General features: G+C 68.2%; 12 protein-coding genes. 6 read left to right on the top strand and 6 right to left on the bottom strand.

Annotated elements, in window-relative coordinates:
• Both ADBZ5N_RS12490 and ADBZ5N_RS12495 read right to left on the bottom strand, forming a co-directional pair.
• Positions 1-454, bottom strand: a 454-nt coding sequence (locus tag ADBZ5N_RS12490) for a glucosamine-6-phosphate deaminase (RefSeq protein WP_526257800.1), incomplete at its 3' end; no start/stop codon positions are given.
• A 7-nt stretch (positions 455-461) separates the two neighbouring features.
• Entirely contained in the window at positions 462-932 is a 471-nt protein-coding gene (locus ADBZ5N_RS12495; RefSeq protein ID WP_526257801.1) for a PTS sugar transporter subunit IIA, read from the bottom strand.
• A gap of 132 nt (positions 933-1,064) precedes the next feature.
• Here ADBZ5N_RS12495 and ADBZ5N_RS12500 point away from each other — a divergent pair, with 132 nt between their 5' ends.
• The 4 genes from ADBZ5N_RS12500 to ADBZ5N_RS12515 all read left to right on the top strand — a co-directional run bounded on the left by ADBZ5N_RS12500 (position 1,065) and on the right by ADBZ5N_RS12515 (position 5,801).
• On the top strand, positions 1,065-2,633 hold the full coding sequence (locus ADBZ5N_RS12500) for a PTS transporter subunit EIIC (RefSeq protein ID WP_526257802.1): 1,569 nt from the start codon (positions 1,065-1,067) through the stop codon (positions 2,631-2,633).
• A 92-nt stretch (positions 2,634-2,725) separates the two neighbouring features.
• Positions 2,726-3,415: an Rv0518 family GDSL lipase gene (locus ADBZ5N_RS12505; protein WP_526257810.1), complete on the top strand. Its 690-nt coding sequence runs from the start codon at positions 2,726-2,728 to the stop codon at positions 3,413-3,415.
• Entirely contained in the window at positions 3,415-5,043 is a 1,629-nt protein-coding gene (locus ADBZ5N_RS12510) for a S53 family peptidase (protein WP_526257803.1), read from the top strand. Before ADBZ5N_RS12505 ends, ADBZ5N_RS12510 begins: the two co-directional genes overlap by 1 nt.
• Positions 5,040-5,801, top strand: a complete 762-nt coding sequence (locus tag ADBZ5N_RS12515; protein WP_526257804.1) for a hypothetical protein — start codon at positions 5,040-5,042, stop codon at positions 5,799-5,801. The genes ADBZ5N_RS12510 and ADBZ5N_RS12515 overlap by 4 nt, the downstream gene beginning before the upstream one ends.
• Before the next feature lie 3 nt (positions 5,802-5,804).
• Here the strand turns inward: ADBZ5N_RS12515 and ADBZ5N_RS12520 are convergent, their stop codons facing one another.
• Positions 5,805-5,978 (bottom strand): hypothetical protein, encoded by a 174-nt coding sequence (locus ADBZ5N_RS12520; protein ID WP_526257805.1) that lies wholly within the window; start codon positions 5,976-5,978, stop codon positions 5,805-5,807.
• Positions 5,979-6,034: 56 nt separating this feature from the next.
• Between ADBZ5N_RS12520 and hrpA the strand changes: the two genes are divergently transcribed.
• Complete coding sequence (gene hrpA, locus ADBZ5N_RS12525) at positions 6,035-9,973, top strand: ATP-dependent RNA helicase HrpA (RefSeq protein ID WP_526257806.1); 3,939 nt, start codon at positions 6,035-6,037, stop codon at positions 9,971-9,973.
• A gap of 9 nt (positions 9,974-9,982) precedes the next feature.
• Positions 9,983-11,014 carry a patatin-like phospholipase family protein gene (locus tag ADBZ5N_RS12530; protein ID WP_526257807.1) on the top strand — a complete coding sequence of 344 codons (1,032 nt, stop codon included), beginning with the start codon at positions 9,983-9,985 and terminating at the stop codon, positions 11,012-11,014.
• On the opposite strand, the gene ADBZ5N_RS12535 is transcribed toward ADBZ5N_RS12530, so the two are convergent.
• From ADBZ5N_RS12535 to ADBZ5N_RS12545, 3 genes are all read right to left on the bottom strand, one after another.
• A complete protein-coding gene (locus ADBZ5N_RS12535) occupies positions 11,011-11,463 on the bottom strand; it encodes an SRPBCC family protein (RefSeq protein WP_526257808.1) in 453 nt (150 codons plus the stop codon). The two genes, ADBZ5N_RS12530 and ADBZ5N_RS12535, sit on opposite strands and share 4 nt — an antisense overlap.
• A 67-nt stretch (positions 11,464-11,530) precedes the next feature.
• Positions 11,531-12,709 (bottom strand): acyl-CoA dehydrogenase family protein, encoded by a 1,179-nt coding sequence (locus ADBZ5N_RS12540; RefSeq protein ID WP_526257811.1) that lies wholly within the window; start codon positions 12,707-12,709, stop codon positions 11,531-11,533.
• Between the two features lie 52 nt (positions 12,710-12,761).
• Positions 12,762-12,946 (bottom strand): acyl-CoA dehydrogenase family protein (locus ADBZ5N_RS12545; RefSeq protein WP_526257809.1); only part of this gene is annotated, 185 nt, incomplete at its 5' end.

The following is a 12,946-nucleotide window of genomic DNA, read 5'->3' on the forward strand; positions in this document are numbered from 1 at the left end:
TCCGGGAGGCCAGCGAGGAGCCCGGCTCGTTGAAGCCGATGTGGCCGTCGGTGCCGATCCCGAGGATCTGCAGATCCACCCCACCGGCATCCCGGATGGCCCGGTCGTAGGCCGAGCACGCCGCGGGGATATCGGCAGCCAGGCCGTCGGGCCCCTGCACCGCCCCGGGAGGGAAGTCGACCCGCGAGACGAACACCCGGTCGATGAAGTTGCGGTAGTTCTCCGGGTGATCGGCCGGCAGGCCCACGTACTCGTCGAGGGTGAAACCGCGGGCCTTGCCCAACGAGATCCGTCCGGCCTCGTAGCGGGCGACGAGTTCGTCGTAGATGGACAGCGGCGACGAACCGGTCGCCAGGCCCAGCACCGCATCCGGCTTGCGTGTCAGCAGCGTCTCGAACGCGTCGGCGGCCACCGCGCCGATCTGCTCGGCGTCCCGCAGGATGATGACTTCCATCGAACGCCTACTTGCTGGCGATGAACAGCGGCGCGCAGCACGCGATGGCTGCACCGGCGTTGACATCCTCGGCCACAACGACATTCGCCGGTTCACGTTCGTCCATCACCACCACCGGGACCACCGGGCTCAGCCCGGCGGCGACGATCGCCGGGACGTCGTAGATGATCACCGGCTGGCCGGCCTCGACGGTGTCGCCCTGGGCTACCTGGGCGGTGAAGCCTTCGCCGTTGAGGGTCACGGTGTCCAACCCGAGGTGGACCAGGATCCCGACGTTGTCGGCGGTCATGATCACGTAGGCGTGCGGCAGCAGTTTGAGGATCTTGCCGCCAACCGGTGCCACGGCGTAGATCACCTCGTGCGGCGGGTCGACGGCGGCGCCGTAGCCGACCATGCCGCCGGAGAAGACCGGATCGGGGACGGCCGAGAGCGCCATTGCGCGGCCCTCGACGGGTGCGAAGACGTGGGTCTGGCTCACCGGAGCCTCCTTTTTGCGGTGTTTGTCGCCAGGATAGAGATCAACCCGCCTTCCGGGAGGCCAAAACCGACTCTCCCGCCGACCGGGGGTCTAAGCTTCCGCTGAGCTGTGATTCAGGAAGGGCCGGGCCAGATGACCGACGCGACGAAAGCCTCAGGGGCACAAAGAAAATCGGGGTTGAACATCCCCGGATTCGCGCAACTGCAGCGGCTCGGCAAGAGCCTCATGCTGCCGATCGCGGTGCTGCCGGCGGCGGGCATCCTGCTGCGCCTGGGTCAGGACGACCTGCTGGGCCGGATCAAAGCCCCGGTGATCGGCCCGTTCTTCCAGGCCATGAGCGCGGCCGGTGGCGCGTTGTTCGACAACCTGCCCCTGCTGTTCGCCGTCGGTGTGGCCATCGGATTCGCCCGCAAGGCCGATGGGTCCACCGCACTGGCGGCCGTCGTCGGCTACCTGGTGATGCAGGCGGTGTTCAAGACCATGTCGCCGGTCGTGCTGGACGGGGTGCTCGACAAAGCCGGCAAACAGGCCCAGATCAACTACAGCGTGCTCGGCGGCATCATCGTCGGCCTGCTCACAGCCTGGCTGTTCGACCGCTACCACACCATCAAACTGCCGCCCTACCTAGGCTTCTTCGGCGGAAGGCGGTTCGTACCGATCGTGGTTTCGCTGGCCGTCCTGGTGGTCGCGTTCGCGATGAGCTACTTCTATCCGATCTTCGACGCCGGCCTGACCAGCCTGGGCAAGTTCATCGGCGGGGCCGGCGCACTGGGCGCTTTCACCTACGGATTCGCCAACCGGATGCTTATTCCCATTGGGCTGCACCACATCCTGAACTCCTACATCTGGTTCCTCTACGGCAGCTACACCAAGCCCGACGGCACCGTCGTCACCGGCGAACTACCGCGGTTCACCGCGGGTGATCCCACCGGCGGACATCTGACCGCCGGCTTCTACCCGATCCTGATGTTCGGCCTGCCGGCAGCGGCGCTGGCCATGATCCATGTCGCCAACGCCCGGCAGAAGAAGGTGGCCTTCGGCATCCTCTCAGCCGCCGGTCTCACCGCGTTCCTCACCGGAGTCACCGAACCGCTGGAGTTCTCCTTCATGTTCGTGGCGTTCCCGCTCTACATCATCCACGCGATCCTCACCGGTGCGTCGTTGGCGATCGCCTACGCACTCGACATCCATCTAGGCTTCTCGTTCTCGGCCGGGTTGATGGATCTGCTGCTCTACGGCACCGCCCCGGCGGCCAAGAACGTGCCCCTGCTCATCGTCATGGGCTTGGTCTTCTTCGTCATCTACTACCTGCTGTTCCGGTTCGTCATCACCAAGTGGAATATGCGCACCCCGGGCCGCGAACCGGAGGGTGAGTTCGAGGCCGAGGAGCAGGCCAACCTCAGCGACGGCAGCGACGCCCCCACCGCGATGCGGGCCGGTGCCGCCGGGGTCGCCACCGCGACCCTCGCCGACAGCAAGGCCGAACAACTGATCGCGGCCTTCGGCGGCCGGGAGAACCTCGTCAACGTTGACGCCTGCATCACCCGACTGCGGATGGACGTCGCCGACAAGTCCAAAGTGGACCAGGCCCGCCTCAAGGCTCTCGGCGCGGCCGGGGTGATCGAGGTGGGCAACAGTGTTCAGGCGGTGTTCGGCACCCAGGCCGAAGCGCTGAAGAACGACATCCTCGACGTGCTGTAGGGGGCTGCGGGCGGCGCGCGCGACCGGCGCCCTCCACGCCTGCGGGCTCACTGCGGTTTAGGCTGCCTGCAACCGTGAGGAAGCCTGTGACTTTGAGACAAGCCCTTTTTCGTGCCGCCGCGGCGACTGTGGTTGTGCTCGCCGCGGCACCTGCTGTCGGCCCGGCACCCGCCGCGTCGGCGGCGCCGTCGGCCAAGGGTGCCCACATCGCCGTGATCGGTGACTCCTACACGGCCGGATCCGATGAGGGCGGTGGCGGAGGGCGGTCGTGGCCGACACTGGCGTGGAAACTGTTGGCCCAGCGCGGACTTGCCGTCGATGCGAACGTGGCCGCGGAGGGCGGCGCCGGGTACGGGCAGCGCGGCAGTGCGGGCAGGGTCTTCGAGGATCTCACCGCGCAGGCGGTGCAGCGCGATGACGCGCTGGTGGTGTTCTTCGGATCCCGCAACGACCAACCGGTGGACCCGAAGAGATTCCCGAGCCTGGCTGCGAGCACCTTCAAGCTGGCCCGGTTCACCGCACCGGACGCCAAATTCCTGATCATCGGGCCGCCGTGGCCGACCGCAACGCCGCCGCCGGAGGTGTTGAAGATTCGTGACAGCCTGCGCGCCGTCGCTGCCGCCGGCCCAGCGCAATTCGTCGACCCGATCGCTGAGGGATGGTTCGTCGACCGCCCGGAACTGATCGGCGCCGACGGTGTTCATCCCACCGACGCCGGCCACCGGTACATGGCAGAGCGGATCGCCCCGCTGATTTACAGTCAGCTCACCATTCGGGTCTGATGGTCCCGGCGAAGAGCGCTTGCCGCCGGGCTGTGACGGCGTTGGTCGTGACCGGGGCCTTAGCCCCTTTCGCGGCCAGTGGGTGTGGGCCAGCGCCGTCGGCCACCGACCGCACCGGCGCTGCCGTGCCGTCCAACATCATCGACGGCCCCTACGCCCGGTTGCTGGCCCAAGCGGCCGATCTCGGCCCGGCCGGTCCGCAAAAGGTGCAGATCACCGCGGCACTGCACCGGCCGCAGCGGCCGGCCAACCTGATCAACTGGGCGGCAGCGCGCGGGCTGTCGGTGCGGTGGCGCGACGGCGATTCCTGGGCGATCGTCGAGGGGCAGTCCCAGGCGGTGGCGCAGGCGTTCGATGTTGCGGTGCATGACTATCGGAGCCAAATCGGGGAGCTTTTCCATGCCTCCCGGCAACAGCCCGCCATCCCCGACGCGGCGCGGGTCGAGGTGGCCGGTCTGGGGCGCATCCTCAGCACCACCCCCTATCGCGAGGGACGTCCGCCCACCCCGCCGCGCGATGTTCCCGACGGGGGTCTGTTGCCGACTCAACTGGGGAAGGCCTACAACGTGACACCGCTGACCGAGGCGGGATTCACCGGGAAGGGCTCCACCGTCGTGGTGTTCAGCTTTGACGGGTTCGCCCAGCAGGACATGGACAACTTCGCCGACTGGTTCGGCCTGCCGCGGTTCACCCCCGAGGTCCTCGGCGGTATGCCGGACCGCCGCACCGGGGAGTCGACGATGGACCTGCAGATGATCCACGCCGTCGCACCGGACGCCAAGCTGGTCATGGTCAACGCCCGTCCCACGGTGGAGGGCGGCGGAGCCTACGAGAAGCTGGGCCTGCTGATGGAGTCGGTGAACCGACGCTTCCCCGGGGCGGTCTGGAGCTTTTCGATCGGCTGGGGCTGCGATCGGTTGATGACCGCCGCCGATCTGGCCCCGGTCCGCTCAGCGCTGTCGGCCGCCCAAAAACAGGGTACGACGGCGTTCAACGCCAGCGGAGACTTGGCCGGACTGGAATGCCGCGGCGGCAAGCACTGGTCGGATCCGCCCACCCCCGACGACGTCGGACTGGACGCGGTGTCCTCGCTGCCGGAGATGACCTCGGTGGGCGGAACCACCCTGTCCACCGACGCGACCGGCCGGTGGCTGGCCGAACAGGCCTGGTACGACGTGCCGTTGACGCAGGGGACGGCCGGCGGGGCGTCGCAGTTGTTTCCCCGGCCCAGTTGGCAGACCGTCGACGCATCCGCCGGACCGCCGGACCGTCGGCTGGTTCCCGACGTCGCCGCGGTCGCCGACCCGTTCACCGGAGTGAAGTTCGTCTTCGGCGGTGAAGTGGTCACCGGCGGGGGCACCTCGCAGGCCGCCCCGGTGTGGGCCGGTCTGGCGGCCATCATCAACCAACTGCTGCGCGAGCAGGGCCTGGCCCAACTGGGTGACCTGAACCCGCTGCTGTACGAGGTGGCCAAAGGCGCTGCCGTTCCAGGTTTTCGCGACATCGAACTCGGCGGCAATGCGGTCAGCCCAGGCGAAACCGGCTATGACATGGTGACCGGACTGGGCAGTCCCAATGTGGAAAACCTGCTGAAGAACATCATCCTTGCCCGCACGATGGGCCGATGACAACCCCGGAAGAGTCTGCTGCGCAGTCGAATCCGGAGGATGTCGAGTCCTTCGAGGGCTACGCCGTGCCCGCGGGTCGCTACACCGCAAGTCCCGGCCGCGGGCCGCGCTACTTCCTCACGCTGGGGGTGTGGGCGCTGGTCCTGGCGACCGGCCTGGTGGTGCTGTCCTTTATCGACACCCGGGTGTCCGATGTGCCCACCCGTTACATCTGTCCCCCGGATTGCGGACGGCCGCCAACCGGGTTGCCGGTGGCGACCAATCCGCGGTTCACCGCCGCCGACGGTGCGTTCTCGGTCTCCTATCCGGCCCCCAGTGCGGCCTATGAGGTCAACCTCGAGCCCAACGGCGTGACCGCGGTGCTGACCGCCGGCGACGGCGGGACGTTGCGACTGTTCAGCCAACCCGCCCTGGGGCGCAGCGCCGAACAGATCGCCAACTCGTTGATGCAGGAGGGATTTCCCGACGCCGAGGTTGACTACGAACTGCCCAACGCGACCGTCGGCTACCAACCCGGCTACGGCGAGGTCGCGAACTTTCGGCCGCTGGCCGCCTCGCAGGCCTCCGACCTGTTGCGGGTCATCGTGGTCGTGGCGGTCAAGAACGACCTGGCGCTGATCGCCGCGGCCCAGGGTCCGTTCCGGCAGTTCACCCCTGGTTTCGGGCCCGGCCCGCCGTCTCCGGCGAATCTGCAGATCGCCCAGGATATGGGTAAGTACGTCAACAGCTTCAGCTGGCGGGGCGATCCGCCGCGCTGAAAACTACCGGGGCCCTTCCCCATTCGGCGGAGTTGGCCCATCGGGGCCGGTAATGGCGGTACCGTCGGGATCTGGCGGGGGCTGTCGGTTCAGCCAATCCTTCAGCCGGAACAACTGACTGGCCACCAAGCCCATCCCCACCAGCAGGAAACCGCCGACGATCAGTGCAGTGGTCATGTGTCCACCCCTTCCCGCGCCCTGTCTGCAACCACCACGCAACTATCCTCAGTCCAGTGTCCCAGGCCTCCCGCGATGATGTGCGCGCCGCGCGAACGCGGTTGGACGGGCTGACCCTGCGCGACGCCGCCCGGTTGGGTCGCAAACTCACCTCGTTGCGGTCCCCGGTGAACGCCGCCGCCCTCGCGGCACTGACCCGGCAGATCGAGGCGGCGGAGTCGGTGATGGCCGCCCGCAAGGCGGCGGTTCCGGCCATCAGCTACCCGGACCTGCCGGTCAGCGCGCTGCGCGCTGAACTGGCCGCCGCGATCGCCGAGCACCAGGTGGTCATCGTGGCCGGGGAGACCGGCTCCGGCAAGACCACCCAGTTGCCCAAGATCTGCCTGGAGATGGGCCGCGGGATACGGGGCACCATCGGGCACACCCAACCGCGGCGGCTGGCTGCCCGCACCGTCGCCGAGCGCATCGCCACCGAACTGGGCAGCCCGCTTGGGGAGGCGATCGGCTACAGCGTCCGGTTCACCGATCAGGTCAGCGACCGCACCCTGGTGAAACTGATGACCGACGGAATCCTGCTCGCCGAGATCCAACGCGACCGGCGCCTGCTGCGCTACGACACCCTCATCATCGACGAGGCCCACGAACGCAGCCTCAACATCGACTTCCTGCTGGGCTACCTGCACCAGTTGCTGCCCCGGCGCCCAGACCTGAAAGTCATCATCACCTCGGCGACCATCGAACCGGGGCGGTTCGCCACCCACTTCGCCGGTACCAGCCCCGCACCGATCATCGAGGTGTCCGGACGTACCTATCCGGTTGAGATCCGCTACCGCCCTCTGGAATTACCCCCGGAAACCGATGACAGCGAGGACCCCGACGACCCCGACCATGAGGTCGTCCGGGTTGAGCCCCGTGATCAGACCGAGGCGATCATCGATGCGCTGCGGGAACTGTCGACCGAGCCGGCCGGCGATGTGCTGGTCTTCCTCTCCGGGGAACGGGAGATCCGCGACACCGCCGAAGCGATCCGGACGGCCTTCCGCAGCGCGCCGCGTGACATCGAGGTGCTCCCGCTGTACGCCCGGCTGCCGACCGCCGAGCAGCACCGGGTCTTCGTCCCGAACGCCAGTTCGCTGACCCGGCGGGTGGTGTTGGCCACCAACGTCGCCGAAACCTCGCTGACCGTCCCCGGCATCCGCTACGTGGTCGACCCGGGCACCGCGCGGATCTCGCGGTACAGCCGGCGCACCAAGGTGCAGCGGCTGCCGATCGAACCCGTCTCCCAGGCCTCCGCGGCGCAGCGGGCCGGCCGCTGCGGCCGCACCGCCCCCGGCGTGTGCATCCGGTTGTACTCCGAACAGGATTTCCTCGGCCGACCCCGCTACACCGACCCGGAGATTCTGCGGACCAACCTGGCGTCGGTGATCCTGCAGATGGCCGCGCTGCGACTAGGTGATGTGGCCGACTTCCCCTTCCTGGACCCGCCGGAGCGGCGCAGCATCAACGACGGTATCGGCGTGCTGCAGGAACTCGGCGCGTTCGACCCCGCCGCTCAGATCACCGACGTCGGCCGCAGACTGGCCCAGTTGCCGGTGGACCCCAGGCTGGGCCGGATGATCCTTCAGGCCGACACCGAGGGTTGCCTGCCGGAGGTGCTGGTGCTGGCCGCGGCGCTGTCCATCCCCGACCCGCGGGAACGGCCCGCCGACCGGGAGGAGGCGGCCCGCCAGAAACACGCCCGCTTCGCCGACGAGAGTTCGGACTTCATGTCCTACCTGAACCTTTGGCGGTATCTGCGGGGTCAGCGGAAAACGATGTCCGGCAGTGCATTCCGGCGGATGTGCCGCGAGGAGTTCCTGCATTACCTGCGGGTGCGGGAGTGGCAGGACCTCGCCGGGCAGTTGCGCGGTATCGCCGCCGGGATCGGGTTGCGGGCCGAGGCGGATCTCACCGAGCCGGCCGACCCGGCGCGGGTGCACGCGGCGCTGATCGCCGGGCTGCTGTCCCATGTCGGCCTGCGCGAGGGTGACTCCCGGGACTACCTCGGGACGCGCAACGCCCGGTTCGTGCTGGCGCCCGGGTCGGTGCTCACCAAGCGGCCGCCGCGCTGGATCGTGGTTGCCGACCTGGTGGAAACCAGCCGGCTCTACGGACGCACCGCGGCCCGCATCGAACCGGACACCGTCGAACGCGTTGCGGGTCATCTGGTTCAGCGCAGCTACAGCGAACCGCACTGGGATGCCCAGCGGGGCGCGGTGATGGGTTATGAGCGGGTCACGCTGTTCGGCCTTGTACTGGCCGCCCGCCGCCGGGTGGGTTACGCGGCGGTCGATCCGGTGCTGGCCCGTGAGTTGTTCATCCGGCACGCATTGGTGCAGGGGGAATGGCAGAGCCGACATCACTTCTTCGCCGACAACGAGCGACTGCGCACGGAGTTGGCCGAATTGGAGGACCGCGCCCGCCGGCGCGACCTGCTGGTCGGTGAGGACGAGATCTACGCCTTCTACGACGCCCGCATCCCCGCTGAGGTGGTGTCCGCGCGGCATTTCGACGGCTGGTGGCGCACACAACGGCACCGCACGCCGGACCAGCTGACCATGAACCGGGCGGATCTTCTTCGCACGCCCGATGACGCGGTCGGAGCCGACCTGCCCGATCAGTGGCAGGCCGGTGAGGTGTCGCTGCCACTGAGTTACCGGTTCGAGCCCGGAGCCACCGACGACGGTGTCACGGTGCACGTGCCGGTCGCCGTACTGGCTCGCCTCGGCGGCGAGGCGTTCGGGTGGCAGGTGCCGGCGTTACGCGAGGAACTGCTCACCGCGCTGATCCGGTCGCTGCCCAAGGATCTGCGGCGCAGTTTCGTCCCCGCACCCGACACCGCCCGCGCACTGCTGGCTGATCTCGATCCCGGCGAGGAATCATTGCTGGAGGCGGTGCAGCGGGAATTGCGCCGGTACAGCGGCATTCTCGTCCCGCTGAGCGCCTTCGACCTGGAGAAGATCCCCGCCCATCTGAGGGTCACCTTCGCGATCGAAGGCCCCGGCGGTGCCGAACTGGCCCGGGGCAAGGATCTGAGCGCCCTGCAACGGCAACTGGCCGGCCAGACCCGGCGCGCTGTGGTCGACGCGGTGGCCGAGGGGTTGGAACGCCACGGGTTGTGCGAATGGCCCGATGTCCTCGAGGAACTGCCGCGCAGCGTCGCCCGCGGCGGGGTGCGCGGCTACCCGGGTCTGGTGGACACCGGCGGCGGAGTGGATCTGCGCGTATTCGCCACCGAGACCGACCGAGACGCCGCGGCGCACCGCGGGTTGCGGCGGCTGCTGCGACTGGCCGCACCGTCACCGGTGAAATCCCTGGAGAAGAGTCTTGATCCGCGCACCCGGCTGATGCTGGGCAGCAACCCCGACGGATCGCTGGCGGCGCTGCTGGAGGACTGCGCCGATGCGGCCGTTGACGTACTGGCACCGCAACCGGTGTGGACCCGCGCCGAATTCCAGGCCGCCCGCAAGCGGGTCCGGGAGGAGTTGGTGTCGACCACTGCGGAGGTGCTGCGCCGGGTGGAGAGACCGCTGACCGCCTTGCAGGAGGTACACCGGGTGCTGCCGGACGCCCCGACCGCGGCCCAGACGGACGCGGTCGCCGACATTCGCGGTCAGCTCGCGACTTTGGTCGGCAGCGGCTTCGTCACCGCCACCGGCGCGCGGCATCTGGCGGATCTGACCCGCTACTTGACGGCGATCGTCCGTCGACTCGAACGACTGCCGCACGCCCCCGCCGCTGACCGGGAGCGGATGGCGCGGGTATCTGCGGTGCAGGACGCCTATGGCGAACTTGTGCAGGCGATTTCACCGGCCAGGGCGGTGTTGGAGGATGTCACCGACATCGCGCGGATGATCCAGGAGTTCCGGGTCAGCCTGTGGGCCCAACAGTTGGGCACCCCACGTCCGGTCAGCGAACAGCGCATCTACCGTGCCATCGACGCGGTGCTGGACTAGGAGGTGCCCATGGCGACCGTCAAGCGCAATGGTCCGGTCACCAGGCCCATCGACCTGGTGCTCTCCGGCGGCGGGGTCAAAGGTGTGGGACTGGTCGGCGCCGTGGTGCGGTTGATGAAAGCCGGATACCGCGCCCACCGGGTGGCTGGCTCGTCGGCGGGCTCGATCGTCGGTGCTATCGTCGCCGCCGCCGCCCGCTCAGAACAGTTGGGCCCGGACGACATTCGCGCGATGGCGATGAGCATCGACTACCGGAAGTTCCTCGACCCCGGACCGATCGAACGGGTACCGCTGCTCGGGCCGGCGTGGGCGATTCTGGACGGCAGAGGTGTCTACAAAGGCGATTACGCGCGGGAGTTCGTGGCCACTCAACTCAAGGGTCTCGGCGTGGAGACCTTCGGCGACCTGCGACTCGACGACGACGAATTGCCCGAGGAACGGCGCTACCGACTGGTGGTCACCGTCACCGACGTCACCCGCGGCCAACTGGTCCGGCTGCCCTGGGACTACCGCAGCGTCTACGGCCTGGACCCTGACGAACAGTCGGTTGCCGAAGCGGTCCGCGCGTCGATGTCGATCCCGTTCCTGTTCCATCCGGTCACCCTGACCAGCGCGGCCGGGCTGGAGTCGACACTGCTCGACGGCGGGCTGCTGTCGAACTACCCGATCGACTCGCTGGACCGGTTGGACGGCCGGCCGCCGCGCTGGCCCACTCTCGGGGTGACGTTGCTGCCCAACCTGCCGGCCGGCAACGACCGGGTGATCCCCGGCCTGGCCCCGCTGCGGGTGTTCAGCGGACCGCATTTACTCGAGCAGGTGCTGACCACGCTGCTGGTCGGTCGTGACCAGGCCTACTTGAACGAGCCCTGGGTCAGCGCCCGCACCATCCGGGTGGATTCCACCGACGTCGGGGTGGTGGACTTCGGCATCTCCCGCCGGGAGATCGACGCGTTATACCTCAAGGGCTATGACGCGGCGACGAAGTTTCTGTCCGGCTGGGACGAAGCCGCCTACCTCAAGCAGTTCAGGTCGAGGCGTTAACCCTCGACGCGCTTCTTGAGCCCGTTGAGGGCCTGGTCGACGATCGTCGCCGCGGCCTTCTTCTTCATGAATCCCATCATCGGGACCTTCGGGTCGATCTCAAGTTCGTAGGTCACCTTGGTGCCGTTCCCGTCGGGCTGCAGGGTGTAGGAGCCGATGAGCTTCTTCATCATGCTCGACTTGGGCTTGCCCGCGTCATCGGAGTTCAGGGTCCACCGCACCGCATCGTTGCCCGTCCAGACATAGGAGATCTCGTAGGTGTCCTTACCCAGCGGGGTGGCGATGGAGAAAGACGCATCCTTGGCGCCACCGTCGTCATGGGTGGTGATGATCTCCACGCCGGTGAAGCCGTCGCTCCAGTTGGGGTAGTCCGCCAGGTCGGCGATGACCGCCATTACCTCTTCCGGTGTGGCGTTGATCTTGATCGACTCCGAAACGCTGTCCGCCATTGCTCCTCCATCGTTGGTCGGCGACTGCGCAGAAGGTTAGTGGTTGCGCCGTCGCAGTCGGGGTCATTTAGGGACGGCCGGTGGCGACGGGGACGGCGCCGCTGTGCGCTACCGCGTTGTCCAGCACAAGATCCGCCACCCGGTCGCGGTGCTGCTCGGCGCTGCCCAGCAGGGCCGCGTCGGTGGCGGCGCGTTTGAAATACAGATGCGCCTGGTGTTCCCAGGTGAAGCCGATACCGCCGTGCACCTGGATGGCGTCGGCGGCGATGCGACTGAACGCCGCCGAGCACGTCGCCTGCGCGATACTGGCCGCCAGGGCGGGGTCATCGGAGCCGGCGGTCAGCGCCCACACCGCGTGGTAGGCGGTGGATCGGGCGTGTTCGAGGTCGACCAGCATGTCCGCCAGTTTGTGCTTGATGGCCTGGAACGAACCGATCTGACGGCCGAACTGCAGCCGCGACTTGGCGTACTCAACCGACAGGTTCAGCAGATGCTGTGCCGCACCGACCTGCTCGACAGCCAACAGCGCCGAGCCGACCTGCAGGGCGTGGGCGATCACCCGCTCGGCATCCTCGCCGGCGGCGATCCGCTGCGCCGGGGTGCCGTCGAGGACGATCGCGGCCTGCGGACGGGTCAGGTCCATGGTGACCAGCGGAGTGCGCTGCGCAGCCGCGGCGTCCACCACGTACAGCCCGAGTCCGTCGGAACCGTTGGCCGCCACCAGCAGTGCATCGGCGGCGTCACCGTCGACGACATGGTCCACGGTGCCGGTCAGCGTGACGTCCGCACCGGATCCACTGGCGGTGCAGGTGATGCGCTCGGCATGGAAGGCGCCGGCCGCGTCCTCGATGGCGAAGGCTGCGGTGCGTTCGCCCTCCACCAGAGCGGCCAGCAGTTCGTCGCGGGTCTGCCCGGCCGGAGCGGCCACCAGAGCCGGGATGGCCAGGTACACCGTGCCGAACAGCGGGCCGCAGGCCAGGGCTGCGCCGAACTCCTCCACCGCGACCGCCTGATCGACCAGGGATCCCCCCACCCCGCCGTCGGATTCGGCTACGGACATGCCGAGCACACCGAGTTCTGACCCCAACCGCCGCCAGACGGCCGGGTCGAACCGGACCTCCGACTCCATCAACCGCCGCACGACTGCCTCGTCGAAGTTCTCCGCGCAGAACTTACGCACCGCGGTGCGCAACTGCTGCTGCTCCGGGGTGAAAGCGAACTCCGCAAGCTTCTCAGCTATTCCCATGGGCTGATCCGCAAGCTCCTCAGCTATTCCCATGGGCTGATCCGCAAGCTCCTCAGCCACGCGGCACCTCCTTCCACGGCATCCCCGCATCAGCCCGCAGGTCGCCGGGCAGACCCAGCACCCGCTCGCCGAGGATATTGCGCATGACCTCCGAGGTGCCGCCCTCGATGGTGTTGGCCCGGCTGCGCAGATAGCGCTGCTGGATCGGACCCCGCCAGTCACCAGTGCCCGAATTCT

This window comes from Mycobacterium sp. (genome assembly GCF_044370595.1).
Taxonomy (GTDB): domain Bacteria; phylum Actinomycetota; class Actinomycetes; order Mycobacteriales; family Mycobacteriaceae; genus Mycobacterium.

Bases quoted from the DNA above. Each gene is read 5' to 3' on its own strand.
- ADBZ5N_RS12500 (WP_526257802.1), top strand. From the start codon at position 1,065: ATGACCGACGCGACGAAAGCCTCAGGGGCACAAAGAAAATCGGGGTTG.
- ADBZ5N_RS12510 (WP_526257803.1), top strand. From the start codon at position 3,415: ATGGTCCCGGCGAAGAGCGCTTGCCGCCGGGCTGTGACGGCGTTGGTC.
- ADBZ5N_RS12515 (WP_526257804.1), top strand. From the start codon at position 5,040: ATGACAACCCCGGAAGAGTCTGCTGCGCAGTCGAATCCGGAGGATGTC.
- ADBZ5N_RS12520 (WP_526257805.1), bottom strand. From the start codon at position 5,978: ATGACCACTGCACTGATCGTCGGCGGTTTCCTGCTGGTGGGGATGGGC.
- ADBZ5N_RS12530 (WP_526257807.1), top strand. From the start codon at position 9,983: ATGGCGACCGTCAAGCGCAATGGTCCGGTCACCAGGCCCATCGACCTG.
- ADBZ5N_RS12535 (WP_526257808.1), bottom strand. From the start codon at position 11,463: ATGGCGGACAGCGTTTCGGAGTCGATCAAGATCAACGCCACACCGGAA.
- ADBZ5N_RS12540 (WP_526257811.1), bottom strand. From the start codon at position 12,709: ATGGGAATAGCTGAGAAGCTTGCGGAGTTCGCTTTCACCCCGGAGCAG.